This is a genomic window from Massilia forsythiae, assembly GCF_012849555.1.
Lineage (GTDB): Bacteria > Pseudomonadota > Gammaproteobacteria > Burkholderiales > Burkholderiaceae_D > Telluria > Telluria forsythiae.
Window position 1 is genome coordinate 4,452,862 of the sequence record NZ_CP051685.1, and the last position, 24,338, is coordinate 4,477,199.

General features: G+C 70.9%; 17 protein-coding genes. 4 read left to right on the top strand and 13 right to left on the bottom strand.

Annotated elements, in window-relative coordinates:
- The first annotated feature begins 84 nt into the window (after positions 1-84).
- Entirely contained in the window at positions 85-756 is a 672-nt protein-coding gene (locus tag HH212_RS18860) for an MlaC/ttg2D family ABC transporter substrate-binding protein (protein WP_229217350.1), read from the top strand.
- Here HH212_RS18860 and HH212_RS18865 read toward each other — a convergent pair.
- The 6 genes from HH212_RS18865 to ispH form a co-directional block, all read right to left on the bottom strand.
- Entirely contained in the window at positions 722-1,732 is a 1,011-nt protein-coding gene (locus tag HH212_RS18865) for a lysylphosphatidylglycerol synthase domain-containing protein (protein WP_170203918.1), read from the bottom strand. The two genes, HH212_RS18860 and HH212_RS18865, sit on opposite strands and share 35 nt — an antisense overlap.
- A gap of 370 nt (positions 1,733-2,102) precedes the next feature.
- Positions 2,103-2,939, bottom strand: a complete 837-nt coding sequence (gene hpnK / locus HH212_RS18875) for a hopanoid biosynthesis-associated protein HpnK (RefSeq protein WP_170203919.1) — start codon at positions 2,937-2,939, stop codon at positions 2,103-2,105.
- A gap of 57 nt (positions 2,940-2,996) precedes the next feature.
- Positions 2,997-4,430: a hopanoid biosynthesis associated radical SAM protein HpnJ gene (gene hpnJ, locus HH212_RS18880; protein WP_170205540.1), complete on the bottom strand. Its 1,434-nt coding sequence runs from the start codon at positions 4,428-4,430 to the stop codon at positions 2,997-2,999.
- Between the two features lie 26 nt (positions 4,431-4,456).
- Positions 4,457-5,821: a bacteriohopanetetrol glucosamine biosynthesis glycosyltransferase HpnI gene (gene hpnI / locus HH212_RS18885; protein ID WP_229217351.1), complete on the bottom strand. Its 1,365-nt coding sequence runs from the start codon at positions 5,819-5,821 to the stop codon at positions 4,457-4,459.
- An 8-nt stretch (positions 5,822-5,829) separates the two neighbouring features.
- The gene (gene hpnH / locus HH212_RS18890) at positions 5,830-7,011 is read right to left on the bottom strand and encodes an adenosyl-hopene transferase HpnH (protein WP_170203920.1); all 1,182 of its coding nucleotides are present in this window, start codon (positions 7,009-7,011) and stop codon (positions 5,830-5,832) included.
- Between the two features lie 47 nt (positions 7,012-7,058).
- Positions 7,059-7,991 (bottom strand): 4-hydroxy-3-methylbut-2-enyl diphosphate reductase, encoded by a 933-nt coding sequence (ispH, locus tag HH212_RS18895; RefSeq protein WP_170203921.1) that lies wholly within the window; start codon positions 7,989-7,991, stop codon positions 7,059-7,061.
- Positions 7,992-8,234: 243 nt separating this feature from the next.
- Between ispH and hpnA the strand changes: the two genes are divergently transcribed.
- A complete protein-coding gene (hpnA, locus tag HH212_RS18900; RefSeq protein WP_170203922.1) occupies positions 8,235-9,245 on the top strand; it encodes a hopanoid-associated sugar epimerase in 1,011 nt (336 codons plus the stop codon).
- A 311-nt stretch (positions 9,246-9,556) separates the two neighbouring features.
- Here the strand turns inward: hpnA and HH212_RS18905 are convergent, their stop codons facing one another.
- Positions 9,557-10,609 carry a ferritin-like domain-containing protein gene (locus tag HH212_RS18905; RefSeq protein ID WP_170203923.1) on the bottom strand — a complete coding sequence of 351 codons (1,053 nt, stop codon included), beginning with the start codon at positions 10,607-10,609 and terminating at the stop codon, positions 9,557-9,559.
- A gap of 181 nt (positions 10,610-10,790) precedes the next feature.
- Here HH212_RS18905 and HH212_RS18910 point away from each other — a divergent pair, with 181 nt between their 5' ends.
- Positions 10,791-12,023 (top strand): TerD family protein, encoded by a 1,233-nt coding sequence (locus HH212_RS18910; protein ID WP_170203924.1) that lies wholly within the window; start codon positions 10,791-10,793, stop codon positions 12,021-12,023.
- Positions 12,024-12,110: 87 nt separating this feature from the next.
- Here HH212_RS18910 and HH212_RS18915 read toward each other — a convergent pair whose 3' ends face one another.
- Complete coding sequence (locus HH212_RS18915; protein WP_170203925.1) at positions 12,111-13,289, bottom strand: FAD-dependent oxidoreductase; 1,179 nt, start codon at positions 13,287-13,289, stop codon at positions 12,111-12,113.
- Between the two features lie 105 nt (positions 13,290-13,394).
- On the opposite strand from HH212_RS18915, the gene HH212_RS18920 reads away from it, so the two are divergent.
- The gene (locus HH212_RS18920) at positions 13,395-14,081 is read left to right on the top strand and encodes a TetR/AcrR family transcriptional regulator (RefSeq protein WP_170203926.1); all 687 of its coding nucleotides are present in this window, start codon (positions 13,395-13,397) and stop codon (positions 14,079-14,081) included.
- Between the two features lie 5 nt (positions 14,082-14,086).
- On the opposite strand, the gene HH212_RS18925 is transcribed toward HH212_RS18920, so the two are convergent.
- From HH212_RS18925 to HH212_RS18945, 5 genes are all read right to left on the bottom strand, one after another.
- Positions 14,087-15,655 (bottom strand): GGDEF domain-containing protein, encoded by a 1,569-nt coding sequence (locus HH212_RS18925; RefSeq protein WP_170203927.1) that lies wholly within the window; start codon positions 15,653-15,655, stop codon positions 14,087-14,089.
- Positions 15,656-15,805: 150 nt separating this feature from the next.
- Positions 15,806-17,725 (bottom strand): glycoside hydrolase family 28 protein, encoded by a 1,920-nt coding sequence (locus HH212_RS18930; protein ID WP_170203928.1) that lies wholly within the window; start codon positions 17,723-17,725, stop codon positions 15,806-15,808.
- 19 nt (positions 17,726-17,744) lie between these two features.
- On the bottom strand, positions 17,745-20,621 hold the full coding sequence (locus tag HH212_RS18935) for a pectinesterase family protein (protein WP_229217352.1): 2,877 nt from the start codon (positions 20,619-20,621) through the stop codon (positions 17,745-17,747).
- A complete protein-coding gene (locus HH212_RS18940) occupies positions 20,618-21,445 on the bottom strand; it encodes a rhamnogalacturonan acetylesterase (protein ID WP_170203929.1) in 828 nt (275 codons plus the stop codon). The genes HH212_RS18935 and HH212_RS18940 overlap by 4 nt, the downstream gene beginning before the upstream one ends.
- 124 nt (positions 21,446-21,569) lie before the next feature.
- Complete coding sequence (locus tag HH212_RS18945) at positions 21,570-24,314, bottom strand: TonB-dependent receptor (protein ID WP_170203930.1); 2,745 nt, start codon at positions 24,312-24,314, stop codon at positions 21,570-21,572.
- Positions 24,315-24,338: the final 24 nt, after the last annotated feature.

The window sequence follows — 24,338 nt, forward strand, 5'->3', positions numbered from 1 at the left end:
GAGCCGAAGCCGGAGCCGGAGCCGAAGCCGGCGCCCGCCGTGCGCGGACGGCCATTCTCCCGTTGCCCGCAAAGGAACTCCGCGATGAAGCCATCGATCCCGCTAATCGCACTGCTGTCGTCGATGCGCCTGCGGTGCCTGCTTCCGGCATCCGCGCTCCTGCCAGCCGCCATGCTGCCGGCCGCCCCGGCCGTGCTGGCCGCGCAGGTGGACGAGCTCGGTCCCGACCAGGCGGTCAAGACCACCATCGACGGCGTCATGGCCGCGATGCGCGCCGATGCCGGGGCGCGCGCGGGCGATGGCGAGCGCATCTATCGACTGGTCCGGGAAAAATTTTTGCCGGGGACGGATTTCATGCTGAGCACGCAATACGCGGTCGGCGCCGCCTGGACCCGGGCCACGCCGGCCCAGCGCGAGGCGCTGTTCCGCCAGTTCCAGACCTTGCTGGCGCGTACCTACGCCACCCAGTTGACCCAGATCAGCGCAGAGGACACGCGATTCACCTATGCGCAGGCCGGCAGGGTGGCGCGCAGCGACACCGACGCCGTGGTCAAGACCACCGTCCACAGCGGCGGCGACACGATGGCCATCGATTACCGCCTGCGCAGGACGGCGGCCGGCTGGAAGATCTACGACATCGACATGATGGGCGCGTGGATGATCCAGGTCTACCGCCGCCAGTTCGCGGCGCAGTTGCAGGCAGGCGGCGTCGATGGCCTGATCAGGTATCTGGCGGCGCACAACGCGGCGCCATGAGGCGGCGCGTCTCGAACCAGTGCCAGGACAGCAGCGCCGGGATGCCGGTCAGCAGTTCGCGCATGCGCTTGACCAGCGCCAGCGACAGGGCGACGTCGCCGCCGACCCCGGCCAGGTGGCCGAACAGCAGCATGGCGGCTTCCTGGACGCCGAGGCCGGCCGGCACCAGGAAGCCGGCGTGGCGCGCGGCCTGGGTCAGTGCTTCGATGGCGACGGCGGCGCCGACGCTCACCGGATGGCCCAGCAGCAGCAGCGCATACCAGGTCTCGGCGCTGCCCAGCAGCCAGGATGCCGCCTGCCAGCCGAAGGCGCGCGCCAGCCGGTCGCGCTGCGCCAGCAGGATCGCGGTTTCGCGGTCGAGGCGGGCGCCGTCGAGGTTCGCCGCGATCTCCCTGCGCAGCCCGAGCCCCACCAGCGCCGCCCGCAGACATCGTACCAGCCGTCCGAACGGCGCCCCATGGCGCAGCAGCAGCCAGGCCAGCAGCGGCAGCGGCACGCCCAGCGCCAGGGCGGCGGCCAGTGTCCCGAGCTGGTCGAGGCCGGCGGCCAGGCGCGCCATCAGCACCAGGCCGGCGCCGCAGAACAGGGTCAGCACCAGCATGGTCAGCAGCACCTCCACGATCACGCTGGCGCCCAGCGCGGCGTTGTCGCGGATGCGCGTGCCGGCCAGGCGCACCCCGACCACTTCGCCGCCGATGCCGGCCACCGGCAGCAGGCGGTTGACGGCGTCGCGCACGCACGCGACCCACAGCAGGAACGGCAGGCGCGCCCGGCGCGCCGGATCGGCCCGCGCCAGCAGCACGCGCCAGGCCAGCGCGTCCAGCGCCAGCGTCGCCAGGCGCAGCGGCAGCAGCAACAGCAGCGCCCAGCCGGCGTGTGAAAAGGCGGACACGACCGCATCCCAGCCCTGCCAGGCGACCAGCGCCGCCAGCACGGCCAGGCCGACGCTCGCGCCCAGCCAGGCCAGCCGGTTCATGCCTGCGGGGCGCTTGCCGCCGCTGCGCGGCGGGCGGCGCGCGTGCTGTGGAAAACTGCCGTGCCCGTGCCCGTGCCCGTGCCCGTGCGATTGCCAGCGCCAGAACCAGAACCGGAGCCGGAGCCAGAGCCAGAACCGGAGCCAGTGCCAGAACCGGAGCCAGTGCTAGAGCCGGAGCCGGAGCCATTGCCAGAGCCAGAGCTAGAGCCAGAGCCAGAGCCAGAGCCAGAGCCGGAGCCGGAGCCGGAGCCAGTGCCAGAGCCAGTGCCAGAGCCAGTGCCCGTGGTGCACGTGCACGTCCCCGGGCTTGCGGGGCGCCCGTCCGCCGGGACAACCGTTGCGGTCACCGCGCTCGGGCAGGCGACGCGGTTCACGGCGGCCGGCCGAGCAGGTCGGCGAATCCGCCGAAGCGCACGCCGCGTTCGCGCAGGCGCGCGCAGGCGGCATGCACGCGCGGCGACAGCAGCGCCGCGAATTCGTCGGCATGGCGGTAGCCGCGCATCGAGGGCGCGATCGCCGCGCCCGATTCCAGCGCCGGATGCAGGTACAACTCGCCCACGCCGGCGGCCGGCAAGGCGTCCAGCGCCGCCAGCAGCGCCGCCTCGCCGAAGCGGCCGGACTGGCGCAGGCCGACCAGGTAATCGTTGTGCGCGACGCCGGCGCGCTCCAGGCGCATGCGCAGCAGGGACAGCCACGGCCGCAGCCACGGCGGCGCGCCGGCGTCGCGCGGCAGGCGCACCGCGCGCAGGCCGAAGCCGCGTCCCACATCGAGCAGCAGCGACAGCACGGTCGGGTGCAGGTGAAAGTGCTTGTGCGCGTTCACGTGATCGAGCGCCAGGTTGGCGCCTGCAAAGGCGGCGAACTGGGCCTCGATCTCGTCGCGCAACTGCCGGCGCACGCGCGGCAGGCAAAAGAAGCGCACCCCGGCGCGCACCATGTGCAGGCCGAAGCGGCCGTCGGCGCCGACCAGGTCGGGCACCAGGCGCGCCGGCAGCACCGGCTGCCCATCGGCCAGCACCAGGTGCAGGCCGACCCGCAGGCCGGCGCAGGCGCGCGCGCGTGCGATCGCATCGCGTGCCGCCGGCGCCCCGACCATCAGGCTGGCTGCCGCCAGCGTGCCTGCCTGCCAGGCGCGCTCGACCGCCAGGTTGACGCTCGGGTGCAGCCCGAAATCGTCGGCGGTGACGATCAGGCCGGGCCGGCGCATGGCGCCCCTCGCGGCCGGCCGCCTTCATGCACCGGACCGGCGCATCCGGGCGCGCCGTCATGAATGGCTGGCGCCATGGCTGCGCAGGAAGCGGAAGAATTCGACGCCCTCGCGCAGGCGCCGCCGCGTCATCTCCCAGCTATGCAGCATCTCGCGCACGATTTCCCAGATCTTCGAGGGGCGGAAATAGAAGCGCCGGTAGAAGCGTTCGACGCCATGGTAGATTTCCTCGCTCGACAGGTGCGGATAGCTTAGCGCCGCCAGTTGCACGCCCTTGTCGCTGACCAGGGGGATGGTCTTGTCCTGCGCGATCCAGGCGTTTTCCACGGCCTGCTCGTACAGGCGGGTGCCGGGGTAGGGCGCCGCCAGCGAGACCTGGATCGTGTGCGGATTGATCTCCTTGGCGAACTCGATCGATTTCTCGATGGTGGCGCGGGTCTCGCCCGGCAGGCCGAGGATGAAGGTGCCGTGCACGGTGATGCCGAGCGCGCGGCAATCGGCGGCGAAGCGACGCGCGATGTCGGTGCGCAGGCCCTTCTTGATGTTCAGCAGGATCTGGTCGTCGCCGGACTCGTAGCCGACCAGCAGCAGGCGCAAGCCGTTCTCCTTCATGATCTTCAGGGTCGAGTACGGCACGTTGGCCTTGGCGTTGCACGACCAGGTCACGCCGAGCGCGCCGAGTCCGCGCGCGATTTCCTCGGCACGCGGGCGCAGGTCGGTGAAGGTGTCGTCGTCGAACATGATCTCCTTCACCTCGGGCATGTTGTCCCTGATCCAGCGTACCTCCGCCAGCACGTTGGCGGCCGAGCGCGTGCGGTAGCGGTGACCGCCCACGGTCTGCGGCCACAGGCAGAAGGTGCAGCGCGAGCGGCAGCCGCGTCCGGTGTACAGCGAGACGTAGGGGTAGTTCAGGTAGCCGATGAAGTAATTGCGGAGGTCCAGGTGGCGCCGGTAGACCGGCGCCACGAAGGGCAGCGCATCCATGTCCTCGACGATCGGCCGCCGCGGATTGTGGCGGATGGCGCCGGCGTGGTCGCGCCAGCTCAGGCCGGCAATCGTCTCCAGCGGCCGGCCTTCGGCCAGGTCGCGGCAGGTGTAGTCGAACTCTTCGCGGCAGACGAAGTCGAGGGCCGGGCTCGCCGCCAGCGATCCGCCCGGGTCGACCGCGACCTTGGCGCCGACCATGCCCAGCAACATATCGGGGCGGCGTGCCCTGGCCAGTTCCGCGAACGCCACGTCGCCGGCGAACGAGGGCGTGCTGGTATGGATGATCACCAGCTCGTACCCGGCGGCGATGGCCAGCGCTTGCTCGACCGGCATGCCCTCGGCGGGCGCGTCCAGCAGGCGGCTGCCGGGTACCAGCGCGGCCGGCTGGGCCAGCCAGGTCGGGTACCAGAACGAGCGGATCTCGCGCCGCGCCTGGTAGCGCGAGCCGGCGCCGCCGTCGAAGCCGTCGAACGAGGGCGCTTGCAGGAACAGGGTCGTCTTCATCGGGGTATCGTTCATCGTGGCCACCTTCAGGACGATTCGTGCAGGGTGGGAGGACTGCGGCTGCGTGCGGCCGCGGCGCCGCTGCCGGCGCGGCGGCGGTCCACCGGCACGGTGCGGCCGCGCCAGCGCGTGGTGGCGCCGCCGAAGCCGGCCAGCCATTCCAGCAGCAGCAGGCCATCGCGCAGCGGTGCCATCAGCAGCGCGTGGCGCAGCCGGCGGCGCCAGGCCGGCGCCGCGGCGCAGGGGGCCGTGCGGCCGGCGCCGGCCATCGGTTCCGCCCGCGCCATCGGCGCCGTGCTCGCCATCGGTGCTGTCCCGGCCGTATCCGCCGTGCCCGACGCATGCGCCGCGCGCGCCGCGCGCGCTGCCGCCGGCGTGCGCGCCACCAGGCCCAGGCGGGCGGCGGCGCCCAGCAGCGCCACGGCGGCGTTGGCGGCGGTCGGCGCCAGCCACAGGCCCAGCGCCAGCATCGGCAAGGTGAAGGTGATGCAGGAACAGGGATAGCCGAGCGGATTGAGCGAGCGGATGGTCTGCATCCAGCGCCGCTCGCGCGCCCACAGCGCGCGCAGGCTGCCTTCGGTGACATCGGTATCGACCACGACCTCGGACAGTACCGTGGCCAGGCCCAGGCAGCGCGTGCGTTCGCCCAGCCAGAAATCGTCGGCCAGGCAATCCTCGAGCGCGGCGAAGCCGCCGACCGCGTGCAGGGTGTCGGCGCGCAGCGCGATGGTGGCGCCGAAGCCGAACGCGCTGGCGCCGCCGCTGCTGGCCACCCGCACCGAGGGCGCGAACCAGGCATCGATGAAGAGGGCGCCCAGGCGCGGCCAGAAGCCGTCCAGCGCGCGCCCGCGGTACAGGCAGGTGACGATGCCGGTGCCGGGGTCGTGCAATGGCGCCGTCACGCGTTCCAGGTAATCCGGGGCCACGGCGATGTCGCTGTCGGCGACGACGAGGAAGGGATGGCGCGCGGCGGCCGCCATGTTGGCCAGGTTGCCGGCCTTGAAGTTGGCGCCGTGCACGCGCGGGTCGACCACCAGCCGGATGTCGAGCCGCGGATGGCGGCGCGCCAGCCGTTCCACGGCGGCGATGGCGGGATCGTCGGCGCGGCGCACGCCGAACACGAGCTGGTAGCACGGATGGGTCTGGACGGCCAGGGTGGCCAGGTTGTGGTCGAGGCGCGGTTCCGCGCCGCACAGGGGCTTGAGGACGGTCACCGGCACCGGCACGGCGCCGGGTTCGTCGCCGGGACCGGCGCTCCGGCGCGGACGCCAGGGCCGGCCGCGGCACAGCAGCGCGGCCAGCGCATACACGGTGGCGAGCAACGTCAGCAGCATGCCGGCGGTGGCCGCGAATGTAGCGGATGCGGCGATGGCGCTCATCGTCGTGTCCATGGGCGCCGTCACTCCGCGGCCGGCGCCGGGCCGGCGTCGCGGCCGCCAGGCGCTCCCGCCAGCCCGGCGCCGGCCTTGCGTCCGCCGATCTCGGCCAGCTTCACCGCCACGTGGCGCGCGTGCACGTATTGCGCGGGACGCTGGCCTTCCAGGGCGATGTCGGGCGCCATCGGCCCGTCGGTGCGCACGCCGGCCAGCGCGACCCGCGCCGCCGCCAGCGGATGGGCCAGGGTGTCCATCACGGCGGTCGCCTCGTAGCCGCTGTGCACCATGCAGTTCGCGCACTTCTCGTAGTTGCCGGTGCCGTAGGCATCCCAGTCGGTCTCATCCATCAGTTCGGCGAAGCTGGCGGCATAACCCTCGCCCAGCAGGTAGCAGGGACGCTGCCAGCCGAACACGGTGCGGGTCGGGTTGCCCCACGGCGTGCAGTGGTAGCGCTGGTTGCCGGCCAGGAAATCCAGGAACAGGCTGGACTGGCCGAAGGCCCAGCGCCGGCCGCCGTCGCCGCGCTTGAAGATGTCGCGGAACAATTGCCGGGTGTTGTTGCGATTCAGGAAATGCTGCTGTTCCGGGGCGCGTTCGTAGGCATAGCCGGGCGACACCGTGATGCCGTCCACGTCCAGCAGCGCCAGCGAATCGAAGAAGCGCGCCACCCGCTCCGGTTCGGCGCCGTCGAACAGCGTGCAGTTGATGTTCACGCGGAATCCGCGCGCCTTGGCGCGCCCGATCGCCGCCAGCGCGCGCCGGTACACGCCGGGCTGGCACACGGCGCGGTCGTGCATGTCCTGGTCGCCGTCCAGGTGGACCGACCAGGTGAAGTAGGGGCCGGGCCGGTACTGGTCCAGCTTCTTTTCCAGCAGCAGCGCGTTGGTGCACAGGTACACGAACTTGCGGCGCGCCACGATCCCCTCGACGATCCTCGCCATGTCCTTGTGCAGCAGCGGTTCGCCGCCGGCAATCGAGACCACCGGCGCGCCGCATTCGTCGACCGCGCCCAGGCATTCGTCGATCGACAGGCGCTGGTCGAGGATCGGCTCCGGATAGTCGATCTTGCCGCAGCCGGCGCAGGCCAAGTTGCAGCGGAACAGCGGTTCCAGCATCAGCGCCAGCGGATAGCGCCGGGTGCCGGACAGGTGCTTGCGCACGACGTAGGCGCCGACCCGGAATTTCTGCAGCAACGGTATCGCCATGGTCCGCTCCCTGTGCGTATGCCATTCGCGCCGGTCGCCGGGCGCCGTCACGCCGCCCGGCCGGCCAGCTCGGACGGCAGCCGGAACTCGACCCGCTCCTCGATCCCGTCCATGGTCGACAGCTCGACCGGCGCCAGCGCGCGCAGCGCGTCGATCACGTGGCCGACCATCGCTTCCGGCGCCGACGCCCCGGCCGTGATGCCGACCGCGGTGGCGCCGGCCACCCAGGCGGGATCGAGTTCGCCGCCGTCGGCCAGCAGGTAGCTGGGAATGCCGCTTTCGTTGCCGATCTCGCGCAGGCGGTTGGCGTTCGAGCTGTTGGGCGCGCCCACCACCAGCAGCACGTCCACCAGCCCGCTCAGCGCACGCACCGCGCGCTGGCGGTTCTGGGTGGCGTAGCAGATGTCGCTGACGTTCGGCCCGACGATGTCGTGGAAGCGCCGCTGCAGCGCCGCGATCACGCCGCGCGTGTCGTCCACGCTGAGGGTGGTCTGGGTCACGTAGGCGAGCGGCGTATCCGCCGGCAGGTCGAGCGCCGCGACGTCGCGCTCGTTCTGCACCAGCAGCACGCGGCCGTCGATCTGGCCCATCGTGCCCTCCACCTCGGCGTGGCCGGCATGGCCGATCAGGATGACGACGCGGCCGGCGGCGGCGTACTGGCGGCCCTGCATGTGCACCTTGCCGACCAGCGGGCAGGTGGCGTCGAGCACGCGCAGCCCGCGCGCCCGCGCTTCGGCCTCGACCGCGCGGCCGACCCCGTGGGCGCTGAAGACCGTCACCGCGCCCGGCGGCACCGCGTCGAGCTGTTCGACGAACACGGCGCCCTTGGCGCGCAGGCCGTCGACCACCGCCTTGTTGTGCACGATTTCATGGCGCACGCGCACCGGCGTGCCGTATTGCTGCAGCGCGCGCTCGACGATGTCGATGGCGCGCACGACGCCGGCACAGAACCCGCGTGGCTGGGCAAGGATGACCCGCATGACGATCCCTTCATCGATGTTCACGACGGTTAGATGGCGCATCCGCCCGGCGGTTCGCGCGCCGCCGCGTTTTTCGGTGTGGCGGGGCCATCTTTGCTGCCGTTTCTTCGCCTGGATCAAACGGACCGCGCATCGGCGGGAACCGGGCGGCATCCTCCATGCTCTATCGCTGCATGGGTACGAAACGATGCTTCGGCGCCGGTGCCGCATGAGCGCAGCCCGGCAAGCATGCATGGAGGCCCGATGGCAGACCTGGTGCTGGTGACGGGAGCGGCCGGCTTCGTCGGCTCGGCGGTGGCGCGCGCCGCACTCGAACGCGGCTATCGCGTGCGCCTGCTGGTTCGCGCCGGCAGTCCGCGCCGCAACCTGGCCGGGCTCGACGCCGAGGTGGCGGTGGCCGACATGCGCGACCAGCCGGCGGTCGAACGCGCCCTCGACGGCGCACGCTACCTGCTGCACGTGGCGGCGGACTACCGGCTGTGGTCGCGTACGCCGGGCGACATCGTCGGCAACAACGTCACCGGCACGGCGGCGGTGATGCGCGCGGCGCTGGCCACGGCGGTGGAACGGGTGGTGTACACCAGCAGCGTGGCGACGTTGCGGGTGGCGCCGTCCACCGTGGCCGCCGCCGAGGACGCGCCCGTGGCGCCGGACGCGGCGATCGGCGCCTACAAGCGCAGCAAGGTGCTGGCCGAGCGCCTGGTGGAACGCATGGCCGCCGAGGAAGACCTGCCGGCGGTGATCGTCAATCCGTCGACCCCGGTGGGGCCGCGCGACGTGCGTCCCACGCCGACCGGGCGCATCATCGTCGAGGCGGCGCGCGGCCGCATGCCGGCCTTTGTCGAGACCGGGCTGAACGTGGTCGGCGTGGACGACGTCGCGCGCGGCCACCTGCTGGCGCTGGAGCGCGGGCGGGTCGGCGAACGCTACATCCTGGGCGGCGACAACCTGATGCTGCACCAGTTGCTGGCGGAAATCGCGGCGCTGTGCGGACGGCGCGCGCCGCGCATCAGGTTGCCGGTAACGCCGTTGCTGCCGCTGGCGCACCTGGCGCAAGCGGCGGCGCGCCTGAGCGGCAGGGAACCGTTGCTGACGGTGGACGGCTTGCGCATGTCGCGCAACCGCATGTTCTTTTCGTCCGACAAGGCGCAGCGCGAACTGGGCTACCGGCCGGCGCCGCACGCGGCCGCGGTGCAGGCGGCCCTGGCATGGTTCGGACAGGCCGGCTATCTCGGCAGGCGCCGGCCTGGATAGGCGCCGGCAGGCTCGGGCGGCGCCGGCCAGGCCTCAGGCGCTTGTTCCACGGGGCGCGCTTCACAGATCCGGGTTCATAACGCTTGGTTCACAGTGCTTGTTTCAGAACACCTCGAAAAACCTGCTGCGCGTTGCATTTTCGGCTTGCGATGCTCCGCTACGGCGGACCGGCCGTACGCTTGTACGGCTGTGCGTCTCAGCCGAAACTACTGCCGCTCGCGACGGTTTTTTCGAGGTGCCCTTCATGGCTCTTGCCTTACAGCGCTTGCTTTGTCGTCCTTGCCCACGACATTTGTTTTGTGGCGATTGCCTCAGCCCGTTCGTGCAGCGCGCCCGCCGCGTCGCGGCAGGCAGCGCAACACCAGGCGGACCAGGCACGGCACCGTGGCCGGCCGCAGCAGGCGTTCGTCGTAACCGGCGAAGCGCCGGTCGTTTTCGGCCAGGCACAGCGCGAGCAGGTCGGACAGCCGCACGTCGCCGGACGCGACCGACTGCGCGCCGTGCAGGGTGAAATTGTTGTCCTGCCCCTTGCCGCGGGTCTGCCCGGCGGCAGCGTCGGCACCGGCACCGCCGCCGCTGCCGACGCTGCGCGCCAGCCCGATCCGCTCCCAGGCCAGGAACGCCCACGCGGCGCCGACCCTGGCCTCAAAGCGCAGCCGCCGCCACCATGGCAGGCGGGCGCGGTGCCAGGCGGCCCAGTTGGCGAACAGCAGGATGTGGCGGCACTCTTCCTGCATCACCGGTTCGAAGGTGTCTACCAGTTCCGGCGGAAACAGGCCGGAGCGCCGCGCCAGCTCGAACAGCCCGAAGGCGAAGAAGCTGTCGATGCATTCGCTGTAGCCGGTGACCAGGTAGGCCCATTCCGGATCGGCCGGCCGGCGGTACGGGGACTCGGGCGCGAGCGCGATGCCGTAGGCGGCCACCATGCGCGACAGCACTTCCTTGTGGCGGTGTTCTTCCCAGGCGTTCAGGGCCAGCGCCGCGCGCATGCCGGGATCGAGCACGGTCCCGGCATAGGCCGCCATGCGCAGGCGCGCCTTGCCTTCGGTCTGTACCGCGATATCCCAGATCGGCAGGGCGACGATGCGCGCCAGCGTGGCCGGCGCCAGGGCCGGCCAGTCGAGCACGGCGGGACGGTAGGGATTGAAGGTGTCGCGGAACATGCGGCAGACGGCGTCACGGTGCCGTGCCGAACCGGGAGCCAAGGGGCCGGCGAGCGGACTGCGCCAGCAGCGCATGCGCATGTCGGCGGCGCGCAGTTGCGCGGCGCCGGCGCCGGCGGTGTCGGGGTGCGGCGGCGGCCGGAAGCCCGGCACCAGGCGGGCGATGTCGAAGCCGTCGCCGGCATCGGCGTACTGGTCCATGCTGCCTCCCATGGGGCGAAACACGTCGCCGTCATGATAGCCGGATGTGCGGCGCGCCGTCGCGCATTCGCCTGCAAGCCGCTCGCATCGGCGCGCCGTTGAAGGATGGATATTGATCGTGTCGCCAGGCGTGCAATACCATCAGCGAAACAGCGCGACGAGCTTGAAAGGTACAACCACGATGCAAACATTCACACGCGGCCAAAAGGGCAAATTGTCGGACCTCGGGCTGCCGCTGCGCCTGCCGGTCGCCGTCGAACTGCAGGCGGCCGGACACGCGCCTGCCCATGCCGTCGATATTTCCTGCTTCGGGCTGGATGCCGGCGAGCGCCTGGCCGACGACCGCTACATGGTGTTCTACAACCAGCTGGCCAGTGCGCGCAACGAAGTCTCTCTGGCGCTGGCGCCGGGGCGCGCCGACTTCCAGGTCGACCTGGAAGCGCTGCCGCCGTCGATCGCCAAGCTGGTGTTCACCGCCGCCATCGACGGCGGCGCGGCGATCCGCAGCGCCGGCCCGATCACGCTGCGCCTCGGCCACGCCCTGGCGTTCACGCTCGACGGCGCCGACCTGGCGGCGGAAAAGGCGGTGATCCTGGCCGAGCTGTACCGTCGCGACGGCCAGTGGCGCTTCGGTGCCGTGGGGCAGGGCTTCGACGGTGGCCTGAGCGCGCTGCTGGCGCATTTCGGCGGCGAGGAAGCGCGTCCGTCCGTGCCGGCGCCCGCGCCTGTCCCGGCATCCGCGCCCGTGGCGCCCGCAGCGGCAGCGTCGACAGCACCGGCGGCCCCCAAGGTATCGCTGTCCAAGATTACCCTCGACAAGCGTGGCGACAAGGTCTCGCTCGACAAGCGCGGCAACGCGGGGTTCGGCCGCATCCGCGTCAACCTCGACTGGAACCAGGCATCCAGGACGCCGGCGCGCGGCCTGCTCGACCGCCTGCGCAACGCCGGCGCGCGCGGCGTCGACCTCGACCTCGGCTGCCTGTACGAACTGGCCGACGGTTCGCGCGGCGTGGTGCAGGCGCTCGGCAACAGCTGGGGCAGCTTCGACGGCCGCCCGTTCATCCGCCTCGAAGGCGACGACCGCACCGGCGCCGTCCAGGGCGGCGAGAACATGCTGGTCAACGGCGACCGCTTCGACCAGATCCGCCGCGTGCTGGTGTTCGCCTACATCTACCGCGGCGTCGCCAACTGGGTCGAGACCGACGGCGTGGTCACGGTCACGCTGCCGGACCAGCCGGCGGTGGAAGTGCGGCTCGACCACGGCAGCGCGTACAAGATGTGCGCCATCGCGATGATCGACAACGACCGCGGCCAGCTGCGCGTGACCAAGCTGGCCGAGTACGTGGCCGACCACGTGGCGCTGGACCAGCGCTACGGATTCGGGCTGCGCTGGAAGACCGGTTCCAAGAACTGAGGCGCGTCCTTGCGCGCCTGCCTGGCGATCCGTTCCACTTCGGCGCGTCAGCAACGACCGGTTCCCTACCGGGATAGGTTCTTAAGCCTAGCCGGCCGGCTGCGCATCCGGCGCCGGCGCCGCCGCCCGCGATGCCTCGGCCGGCAGGGCAGCCCCGAAAAAGGCCAGCAGGCTGCCCGGCGCATCGGCGCCGAAGCAGGCTTCCAGCACGGCGTCGGCGCCCGCCGCGGCCTGTGCGGCGCGCGCGAACATCGGCGCTTCGTAGGCCGCCAGCGCCGCCTCCGGGTCGTCCGGATGCGCGGCGATCGCCTGGCCCAGTTCGGCGCCGTCGAGCATGGCGAGGTTGGCGCCGTCGCCCGAGGGCGCCATCAGGTGCGCGGCGTCGCCCAGCAGGGTCACGCCCGGCACGCGTTCCCAGCGGTGTCCGGCCGGCAGCGCATGGATGCGGCGCACCACGGGCACGCCGTCGGCCGCGCGGACCAGGTCGGTCAGGGCGGGCGCCCAGCCGTCGAAGGCGGCGGCGAGGCCTTCCTTGGCGCCGGCCGGGTCGGCGAGGTCGATGGCGTCGGCCCAGTCGTGCGGCTGCTGGAAGGCCAGGTAGGCGTGCAGCACGCCGTCCGGTTCGCGGTGCGCCAGGATGCCCTGGCCGGGCAGCAGCGCGAACAGGGCGCCGCCGCCGACCGCCTGCGCGCTGGTGGGAAAACGCCGGTCGGCATCGCGCAGGAACGTTTCGACGAAGGTGAAGCCGGCGTAGGCCGGGCGCGCGCCGGAGACCAGCGGGCGCACGCGCGACCAGGCGCCATCGGCGCCCACCAGCAGGTCCACGGCCTGTTGCGTGCCGTCGGCAAAGGCGAGCGCATGGCGGCCGCCGCCGAGCGGGGTGGCCGCGACCAGCTTGCTGCCCCAGCGCACCGTGCCGGCCGGCAGGGAGTCGAGCAGGATGCGGCGCAGTGCGGCGCGCGGCACTTCGGGCCGGCCGCCGCTGCCGTCGTCGGGCACGTCAAGCAGCACGGCGCCGTCCTTGGCGAGCACGCGCGTGGCTTCGCCGCCGCGGTGGATGATGGACGTGAATGCGTCGAACAGGCCGGCCGCCTTGAGCGCGCGCTGGCCGTCGTGCTCGTGGATGTCGAGCATGCCGCCCTGGCTGCGCGCGTCGGCCGCGGCGTCGGCTTCGTACACGGTGGCCGCGATGCCGTGCAGGTGCAGGACGCGCGCCAGCAGCAGGCCGCCGAGGCCGGCGCCGACGATGGCGATGGAAGTGGTCATGGTGGTTCCTTGAAAGAGAGTAGAAATGCATCCACGCTGCGTGCGCTTTGTGGAACGCCGTTCCATTAATGTTGAAACATTGTCGCCGGCATGTCAAGATGCGCCATGACCAGGAACACACGCCGCACCCAGCGCGGGGAAACATCGCTGTCGCGCGACAGCATCATCGAGGCGGCCATCGCGCTGCTGGACGCCGGCGGCGAGGCCGGGCTGACCTTCCGCGCGCTGTCGGAGCGGTTGGCCACCGGCGCCGGCGCCATCTACTGGCACGTGGCCGACAAGGGCGACCTGCTGGACGCCGCCTGCGACGCCGTGGTGGCACGCACCATGGCGGCTGCCGCAGACAGCGCCACGCCCAGGGAACGCATGCGCGCCATCGGCGTCGGCATGTTCGACGCGCTGGATGCGCACCCCTGGATCGGCGCCGAACTGGCGCGCAGCCCGGGGGCGCTGCCGATGGTGCGCATCCTGGAAGGCATCGGCGGCCAGGTGCGCGCGCTCGGCGTGCCGTCGCAGGGGCAGTGGCTGGCGGCGTCCACGCTGCTGAACTACATCCTCGGCGTGGCCGGCCAGAATGCCGCCAACGCGCGGGTGGCGCGCCGGCTGGGCGGGGAACGGCCGGCGCTGCTGGAATCGGTGGCGGCGGCGTGGCTGCGCCTGGACGAGGACGCCTATGCGTTCACGCGCAGCGTCGCCGCGCAGCTGCGCGAGCACGACGACCGCGCCGATTTCATGGCCGGGATCGACCTGATCCTGGACGGCATCGAACAGGCGCGGCGGCCACCGCCGTAATCAACTCAGGCTGCGAGCAGGGTCCTGCCGTCGCAGGCGGCGGCGCAATTGCGGCCGGCGGCCTTGGCGCGGTACAGCAGCGTGTCCGCGGCCTCGACCCATTCCAGCGGGTCGCCGCCTTCGACGGCCGGATGGACGGTGACCACGCCCAGGCTGATGCTGACGTGGCCGCACGGGCTGTCGGCGTGCAGGACGTGCAGCGCGGCGACGGCGGCGCGCATGTTCTCGGCCACGGCGCGCGCGCCTTCCAGGTCGGTGTCCGGCAGGATGACGGCGAATTCCTCGCCGCCGTAGCGCGCCGCCAGGTCGGTCGGGCGGCGCGTGCCGCTGCCGATGGCGGCGGCGACGCGGCGCAGGCAATCGTCGCCGGCCACGTGGCCGTAGCGGTCGTTGTATTTCTTGAAGAAGTCGACGTCGGTCAGGATCAGCGAGCACGGCATGCCGTTGCGGCGGGCCCGCTCGTGCTCGCGCGCCAGCGTGGTCTCGAAGCGGCGCCGGTTGGCCAGGCCGGTCAGGCCGTCGGTGTCGGCCAGCGCCTGCAGCGAGACGTTGTGCCCTTCCAGCGAGGCGCGCGCCAGGCGCAGTTCGGTCTCCAGCGCCTCGCGCACGCGGATCTGGCGCACCATGCGCACGCCGCCCCAGGCCAGCAGCGCCACCGCGAACAGCACCACGCCGCTCATCTTGAACACCACCGTCCACCAGTCGGCCAGGATCTCGTCCCGGGAGCGGGCGATCGCCACCAGCAGCGGAAAACCTTCCAGGTGGCGGTAGCTGTACATGCGCTCGATGCCGTCCAGCCTGGCCACGCGCAGGCCGCTGCCGACCGGGCCGTCCTTCCTGTACATCTGGAACACCACGGTATTGCCGACGTCGGAGCCGACCATGGCCGGGTTGAACGGACGCCGGTAGAGCAGGGTGCCGTCGTCGATGGCGAGGATGATGGTGCCGGTCTTGCCGACGTTGAAGCTGTCGTAGAAATTGCCGAAGAAGCTCAGCCGCAGCGAGGCCATCGCCACGCCGCCGAAGCTGCCGTCCGCGCGGTCGATGCGGCGCGACAGCGGAATCGTCAGGATGCCGGTGGAACGGCTGCGGATCGGCTTGCCGATGTGCAGGCTGCGGTCCGCATGGGTCTGGTGGTAGCGGAAGAATTCGCGGTCGGCGTTGCTGCCGGGGAGCTTGACCGGCAGCGAGGTGGCGATGCGCAGGCCGTCGGCGCCGTACAGGAACAGTTCCTGGATTTCCGGCGCCGCCTTGACGATCGCCGCCAGGCGCGCGTGCAGGTGCTGCTCGGCATCCGCTTCCGGCTTGCCTTGCTCGATGCGTTCGACCATCTCGCCCAGGATCAGGTCGCCGACCTTGAGCGAGCGCTCCGCCTGCGAGGCCAGCGCGCGCGCCATGTTGGCGGTGCTGGTGGCGGTCTCGTCCAACTGTTCCTGGCGTGACACCATCAGGCTCCAGAAATGCAGGCCGAGCAGCAGCAGGCAAAAGCCCGCGATCAGCGCGGCCGAGCGCATGACCAGCGGCTTGCGCTGCCGGTCAAGGTGATCGATGGCGGATGAAGCGGCATAGTGCATGGCGGACCGGAAAGAACGGAAGAGTCGGAAAACAGCATAGCCTTCCGTTCCCGGTAAGTCCACAGTGCAACTTTAATTTCTAAAAATAATTACCGAATTTACTGATTACAGCCGAATTGGTTGTCGTTTAGCAACGGCTTTGATACCCTTTCACGTCGACAGCACCGTATCGTGGCGCTTGCCGGCGATGGTCACGTTGGACAACTTGACACCCTTGACGTTGTACACGAACCAGGGCTGGGCGGCGTTGGCCGGCGTACCGAAATCGCAGTCGCTGATGGTCACGTCGCGCACCGGCAGCACGGCCGGTGCCGGAGACGGTCCGTTGTAGTCCGAGGCCACCGGTCCCAGCAGCACGAACGCCTGGAAGCCGGACAGGCGCTTGCCGTCCTTGCTCACGTTGCCGACCCTGACGTTCGAGATATGCACGTCGCTGACTTCCGGCGGGCGGGTGCGCACGTTGTCGGCGCGCGGCGTGTAGTCGCAGTCGAAGGTGACCACGGCCCCGGCGGCGGTGGCCACGGTGCGCGAGGCGATCGGTGAGCCCGGCAGCGACGCATAGAACGAGGGGCTGGTCTGTACGCCGTTCGGGATCGACACGTTGCGCACGTAGAAATGGCGCAGGAAGCCGCCGCGGTTCATGTTGGTCTTCAGGCGGATCGCGGTGTTGAGCGGATTGGTGGCCCAGTTCTTGTTCTCGAACACCAGGTCCTGCGCGTACACGTGCTGGATGCCGGCCGCCATCTCGCTGCCCAGCGTGACCGCGCCATGGCCGCTCTGCATGGTGCACTTCTGGATCACCATGTTCTGCGACGGGCCGTAGTGCGTGTCCAGGTTCTTGCCGGCCTTGATGGCGATGCAATCGTCGCCGGTGTCGAACTGGCAGCCTTCCACCAGCACCGTGTCGCAGGCTTCCGGGTCGAAGCCGTCGCTGTTCGGCCCCAGGCTGTTGGCGTACACGTTGCGGATCGCCAGGTTGCGGCAAGCCACCGGGTGGTGTTGCCAGAACGGCGTGTGGGTCACCTGGTAGCCCTGCAGCAGCACGTTGGTGCACTCGATCAGCTGGATCATCGGCGGACGCAGATAGTGGCCCAGGCCGAACACGCGTTTTTGCAGCGGCACGCCGGCTTCGGACAGCGCCGGCAGGTAGGCGTCGTCGGCGCGCCACTTGTCGCCTTCGCCCTGGATCAGCAGGCGCTGCGCCTCCGCCAGGCCCGGCGCCACCTCGGCCAGCGACCTGGGGTTGGCGGGATTGGGCTGGTTCTGCGCCAGCTTGCCCGGCGCGTAGCCGGGCGACTTGTCCTGCGCCACCGAATTGATGGTGGCGTTCTTGCCCTTCCAGGTCCACCAGCAGTCGGACGCGGCGCCGAAGGCCTTGTCGCGGCTCACGACGGCGTCTCCGAACGGCACGCCGCCCTGGCCGTCGAGGATGGCGTTCCAGTCGTCGCCGGTGAGGGCGATGTTGTCCTGGCCCTTCGCGTACACCATCGAGGAGAAATTCAGGCAATCGTTGCTCTGCCAGCGCGACACCACCAGCTTGCCGTTGGCGCCGCAGTCGACGTCGCCGTATTTGGCGTAGTCGCGCGGGTCGTTGCTGAAGTAGACGTGGGCGCCGCTCTGCAGGTGCACGTTGACGTTCGACAGCAGCACGATCGGGCCGGCGCAGAACCAGTCGCCCTTCGGGATCAGCACGCGCCCGCCGCCCTCGGCATGGCAGCGCGCGATGGCGGCCTTGATCGCGCCATGGCAATCCTTGGCGCCGGGCGCCGGCGTGTTCAGGGTTGCCTGGTCTTCGAACGAGACCCAGGCCTTCACCGGCACCAGCTTGCACGGCTCGGCGCCGAAGTCGCCGATGCGGTAGTCCATCTTGCGGAACTTGACCGGGTTGGCCAGGCGCGCGGCGATGTCGCGCGCGCGCTGCCACGGATCGCCGGCGTCCTTGGCGGCGGCGTCGCTTGCAGCCTTCGCGGCGGCGGCCAGCGCCGTCAACGGCAGCGCGCCGCCCAGCAGGGACAGGCCGCCGGCGGAGGCGCCGCGCAGCAGGGTGCGGCGGGTGAACGTGTTCTTCATGGGTGTCTCCATCATTCGATCATTCGATTGTATTGCCGTATTCGCCGAGGTAGATGTCGGCGGCGGTAGCGGCGGCGGCGGGGCGCGGGCCTTCGCCCAGCGCGGTGGCCGGGTCGAGGCCGGCGCGTTGCAGGTTGTTCCACCAGTCGTCGGCACCGAACTGCGCCGGGCGGTGCGCCAGCGTGCCGTTGCGGTTCCATTCGGACCACGGCGTGTCCTGGTCGATGTGGGCGCCGATGCGCGAATGCAGGATCACCGCCTTGCCCACCGATTCCAGCGTGCGCTTGCGGATGGTGCCGTTGGGCGCCTTGTACACGTCGACCTCGCCCGGGCGGCAGCTGTAGCCCTCCGTGGCGATGGCGCCGTAGGGCGTGCAGCGCTGGTTGTGGAACCACTGGCGCGCCAGGTAGAACCGGGTGCCCGCCGCCTTGCCGGTGGCGGAACCAGCGGCGCCGTCGGCGGCGTCGCCGGTAAAGCGGCAGCCGTTGAACACGAAGCCGTATCGGGCGCGGCGGCTGGTGTCCGGCGCCAGCGCGTACGAGGCCGCGCGCCCGCCCAGCGACCTGACTTCGCAGTCGTTGAAGTAGGCGATGGTGTCGCCGAAGATGAAGTCGACGTCGCCTTCCACGTACGAGCGGTTGAAGAAGCTGCGCACGGTGCTGGCGGCGTCGCGCGAGTGCAGGAACAGCGTGTCCTGGCGCCCCAGCAGGCGCACGTTCTCGAACTGCACGCGGTCGGCGCCGTCCACGCGCAGCGCCACCGCCTGGTGGTGCACGCGGCTGCCGCCGGTGTTGTCCGGGCAGGCGTCGCCGCTGCATTCGGCCACCGCACCCCGGTTGAAGCCGTTCTCGATGGTGAGGTTGCGCGCCTGGAAGCCGTCGGCGCGGATCCAGGCGGTGCCGGAACCGGTGGTCTGCAGCACCGGCAAGTCCTTCAGGGTCTCGTACATGGCGCGCACGGCCGGCGCCGCGTGGTCGAACTGGCCTGCGTAGCGCTGGCGGTAGGCGGCGCCCGTGGTGGAGGCGTCCAGGCGCGCCGTGATGCGGGTGGCGCGCGCGTCGGCGGCGTCGCTGTACAGCGTGATCGGTGCGCCGGAGGCCGGCACGTACAGCAGTTCGTCGTAGGTGCCCGGCGCGATGCGGATATACACGCGGCGCGTACGCTCGCCGTCCGCGACCGCGCGGCTGACCGCGGCCTGCACGCTGGCGAAGCGCGTGACGCCGTCGGCCGGCGCGCCGGCATCCACCGTGTAATCGGGCGTGAAGCGCGCGCCGGTGGCGAGCGGATCGGCCAGCGGGTCCCACGGGTCGCGCCGCTCGGCGCCCAGCGGCCCGGTCCATTGCAGCACTTCGCGGTAGGCGTAGGCCTTGGCCTGCTCGGCGCTCAACTGCGGACGGCGGTTGCGCGGCGCGTCGACAGGGAAGGGGACGAAGCGCGCGCCGCAATCGATTGCCGTATTGGCGGGCGCATTGAACTGCGTCGGCGCGCCGCCCGCGTCGCTCAGGCGGGCGTGTTCCAGCGTCACCGGCGGCTGGCCGTCGACCACCACGTCGCGCAGGGCCAGGTTCAGCGGATGGGCGTCGTCGTAGCCCTGCAGCAGCACGCGGCCCGGCGTCAGGCCGTGCACGCGCTCCATGCGGATGCCGCTATACGACGGGATCAGGTTGCCGGGCACGCCCTGTTCGTAGTGGGTGGTGATGTCGATCGGCGTGCGTACGGCGCGCAGGCAGACGTCGCGGTACACGATGTCGGTCACCAGGCCGCCGCGCGTGTCGTTGCTCTTGATGCGCAGGCCGGAGGTGGTGCCGTCCAGCGTCAAACCCTCGACCAGCACCTTGCGCACGCCACCGTTGGTCTCGCTGCCGATCGACATGCCGTGGCCGCTGTAGAAATGGTTGTCGACCAGGCTGATGTGCTCGGTGGGGCCGCCGTTGCCGGCCTTGATCGCCACGTTGTCGTCGCCGGTGCGGATGAAGCTGTGGGCGATGGTGACGTTGGTCGAGGAGATCGGGTCGATGCCGTCGGTGTTGCGCGCGTCCGTCGGGGTGTCGATGCGCACGCCCCAGGCGGTGAAGCCGTCGACGCCGTTCAGCGTGACGTGGAAGTTGGGCGAATTCTTCAGCAGGATGCCGTAGATCGTGAAGTCGCGCGCGCGGTCGACCTGGACCAGGCGCGGCACGTTCTGGCGTGTTTTTTCCTTTTGCGCGCGGCGCGCGATCTGCCACCAGGATTCGGTCTTGCCGGCGATGCGCATGCCGCCCTGGCCGTCGATGGCGCCGCGGCCCATGATGCCGGCGCCGCGCACGCCCTCGGCGGTGATCAGCGGGCGGCAGCCGCGGCCGTTCCGGTCGTTGCTGCCGCAGGTGCCGGCGCCACGGTCGAACAGTGCCGGGTCGGTGCTGGCGTACAGGGTGGCGCCGTCGTCCACCACCAGCGTCACGCCTTCCTTCAGCACCAGCGGGCCGGAGACGAAGGCGCGCTTGCCGTTGCTGGCGGCGAGCACCACCGCGCGGCCGGGCGCGCACTTGTCGATGGCGGCCTGGATGCGCGCGGCGTCGTCGCGGCCGGTCTGGCCGGCGCCCCAGGCGCTGGCCGCGCTGGCGGGCGCGGCGCCGGCTGCGGTCGCGCCGCCGGCTGCATCGGCTTCGGCTTCGGCGATCAGCACCGCGCAGGCCGGCGGCACGGCCGGCTCGCGCACTGTGCGCGTGTCCTGCGCGTGCGCCATGCCGCAGGCGGCGCCGGCGGCGGCGCCGAACGCCAGGCCCAGCGCGAGACGCAGGCGCGGGTTCCATGCGCCGCCAGGTGCCGGCGCCGCCTGCCGCGCCGCATCGGGCGTCGTCGCATCAGCTGCCGTCGCATCGAGCGGCGTCGCGGCCGCCGCCGATCGCGGCGTCAAGGCCGGCCCCCATCCTTGAACAACGCGCCGGTGGCCGGCAGCGCCTGCACCATCTCGCGCTCGACCATGCGCGCGAAGAAGTCGGCGCCCTTGGCGCCCACGTGGGTGCGGTCGAACGCGCTCTTGGCGACGCCGGCCGGCTCCAGCTTGTTCAGGTCCGTCGTGCCGTTCGCCGGTGGCGCCGCGGGCGGCGGTGCCACCGCCAGCGTGTCCGCTCCGGCCTGGCCCATCGCCTGCACCGCGGCGTAGCTGTCGGCGTTCAGGTCGAGCAGGGTCGCGCCTTCGCGCTTGGCGGCGCGGCGGGTTTCCTCGGCCCAGGGCGCCAGGTCGTTGTGCAGGTAGGTGCCCTTGAAGGTGCGCCGGGTGAGCGGCGTCACCAGCACCGGCACGCCGCCCGCCGCTTTCGTCTCGGCGGCGTAGCGCGCCATGTTGGCCGGGTATTCGGTCACGAAGTCGGTCGAGCGGCCCGGCTTGCCCGGCTGGTCGTTGTGGCCGAACTGCACCAGCACGTAGGTGTTGCCGAAGGCGGCGCCGTCGCGCAGCAGGCGCTGCACCTCGTCCCAGCGGCCTTCCTCGCGGAAGCTCTTGGTGCTGCGGCCGCCGCGCGCCAGGTTGATGCAGTCGACCTGCGCCGTGAAGCGGGCGCACAGCGCGTCGCCGTAGCCGCTTTTGGTGGCCATGGTCGAATCGCCGACCAGGATCACGCGCGTCCTGGTGCCGGCCGTATCGGCCGCGCCGGCGTGCGTGCACGCGGCCAGCGCCGCGATGCCCGCCAGCGTCGCCAGCGCGGCGCGTGTCATGGAAAAGTGGGTAAATCGTTTCATCTGCCTGCTCGTCTGGATGGTCTCGAAAGGCGCCGCTGGATGGCCGCGCGCCCGTCCGGCCTGCCGGTGAGGGCAGGCGGGACGGGCGCGGGTCATGCGTCGTGGCGCATCGCCGGGTTACGGCTTACAGGAAGTCGTAGCTCACGCGCAGATTGTAGGCGCGGCCGGTGGCGTTGCCCATGCTGCTCAGGTAGCCGTAGCTGTACACCGTGTTGTTGGTGGTCGGCGGCGCCTTGTCGGTCAGGTTGGTGACGCCGAGGGTGACGCGCACCTGCTTCATCGCGACGTAGCCGGCGGTCAGGGCCCAGGTCGAGTACGAGGAGATGTCGCGGTAGTACTGCGACGTGACCGCGGTGTTGGCGTCGTGGTACTTGCTGTTGAAGTTGTTGGTCAGCTGGGCACTCCAGTCGCCGCCCTGCCACGACAGGCGCAGCGAGTGCTTCCAGCGCGGCGTGATGATCGGGTAGCTGCTGGTGGTGCCGTTGCTGGCCCAGCCGAAGCGGCCGACGTTCGACATCCACGGACCGTCTTTCACGAGCTGGTTGTCGAAGCGGGTCAGGTAGGTGCCGTCCAGGCCGAGGCGGAAGGTGCCGAAGCTGGTGCGCGGCAGGTTCCAGTTGCCGGTCACGTCGACGCCGCCGGCGATCTGGCCGCCCAGGTTCATCGTGGTGTTGTCGATGTAGGTCAGCGAATTGTTGGCGCCGCGCACGAACAGGTTCTGGTACTGGGCGTAGTTGGTGAAGTACACCGACTCGGGGATGTTGGCCAGCATGTCCTTCATGTTGACCTGCCAGTAGTCGAGCGACATCGTCACCGCCGGGCTCGGCTCGAACACCACGCCCAGCGTGCCGCCCTTGGATTTTTCCGGCGACAGGTTGGGGTTGCTGCCGGTGAGCTTGTTCAGCTTGGCGTTGCAGACGTCGGCGGCGTTGGCGCCGGCCACGGCGGTGCCGGTGCCCGGGATGGTCGGGGTACGGCTCGGGCACAGCACCGGATCGTCCCAGCGGCCGGAGGTAGTGGTGTTGGCCACGGTGGTGCGTGCGCCGTAGCGGTCGAACAGGGTCGGGGCGCGGAAGCCGGTGTTGGCCGAACCGCGCAGCATGATGGTCTTGGTCGGCTGGTAGCGGAAGCTGATCTTCGGCGTCACGGTGCTGCCGACGTCGCTGTAGTGGTCGACGCGCACCGCGCCGTTCAGGGTCAGCTGCTTGGTGACCGGGGCGTCCACCTCGGTGAAGATGCCGGCGATGGTGCGCGCGCTCTCGCCGTGGCTCGGCACGATCTTGGCGAAGGTGATGTCGGCCGCCTGCGCCAGCTTGGTGTCTTCGTTGGTGTCGCGGTGCAGGTCCACGCCCACCGCCAGCGCCAGGTCGCCGCCCGCCAGCGGCATCAGGGCCTTGCTGACGGTGCCGTCGACGCCGTAGTACGACACCTTGGCGCTGCGGTTGAGCATGCCGTCGGCGGCGATCGAATCGAGGTAGTCGGTACCGGCCTGGTCCTGTACGCCGAACGGGTTCAGGGTGCCGTTGGCCAGGCCGGTGAGCAGGCCGGGGCCCGAGTAGTAGCCGGACTGGAAGTACACCTTGCGCTGCGACAGGCCATAGCTCAAGCCGGTGCGGTAGTCCCAGGTGCCGAGGCGGCCTTCGGCCGACACCAGCAGGCGCTGGTTGATCTGGTTGTCGCGCGTGACGGCGGCATCGGGCACGGCCCAGCTCACGGTCAGCGGCTGGTTGGTGATGCCGGCCACCGCCGGCGTGCCGCCGCTCTTGCCCGGGTACCACTTGCTGGTGGACGGCACGATCGGCTGCAGCGAGCCGACGGCCAGCGCCTGGGTCGGATTCTTGTAGCTGAAGATCGATTCGTCGCCGCGCGTGTATTCGACCGACACGGTGTGGTCGTCGTTGATCTTCTTGGTCGCCTTGAAGTAGGCCGACAGCTGCTTGTTCGGGTACAGCGCGGTGCCGTAGGTGTCGTTGTTCAGCACGCAGGTGTTGTTGCGGCCCTGGATCGAGTAGGGCGCCAGGCAGCCGCTCGCATAATACGGGTTGGCGGCGGTCTTGTTGGCCGAGCTGGTGAAGTTGGCCGGGGTGGCGTAGCCGCCGCTGGCCAGGCTCGGCGCCAGGCCGATCGCGGTCAGGGCCGCGGTGTCCGGCACGAAGCCGACGCGGTCGGCCTGCAGCAGGCGGCTGCGCTGGTGGAAGTCGACGGTGCCGTAGACGTTCCAGCCGTCGCGTTCGATATTGCCCTTGCCGAAGCTGAGGGTCACGCGCTGCTCGTCGCCGCCGCCGCGCCGTTCCGGCTGCACGTACTGGATGGTGGCGTTGGCGCCTTCGTACTCGCGCTTGGTGATGAAGTTGACCACGCCGCCGATGGCGTCCGAACCGTAGGTCGAGGACGCGCCGTCGCGCAGCACCTCGACGCGCGCCAGCGCGCTGATCGGGATGGTGTCGAGGTTGGCGTAGCCGTCGGCGATCGCCTCGTTGGCCAGGCGGCGGCCGTTGAGCAGCACCAGGGTGCGGTTCACGCCCAGGCCGCGCAGGTTGACGTTGGTGCCGGAGCCGGCCTGCGACGGCGCCAGCGAGTTCGATTGCGGCAGCGCCATCATGACGTCGGCCAGCGTGGTCAAGCCCTGCTTGACGAATTCCTCGGCCTTGATGGTGGTGACCGGCAGCGCTTCCTCGGCGGCCAGGCGCTTGATGCTGGAGCCGGTGACTTCGACGCGCTGCACGGCGGCGTCGGGTTGCGCAGCCACGGTCTGGGCGGCGGCCTGCTGGGTCAGTGCCAGCACGCCCAGCGCGATGGCGGACAGGGCGATGGCGCGGCCCTGGCGCGATGGGGAAGGATGGGCGGCGGTGATGCGGGGGGTGTTCATGAAGCTGTCTCCTGATTATTTTGA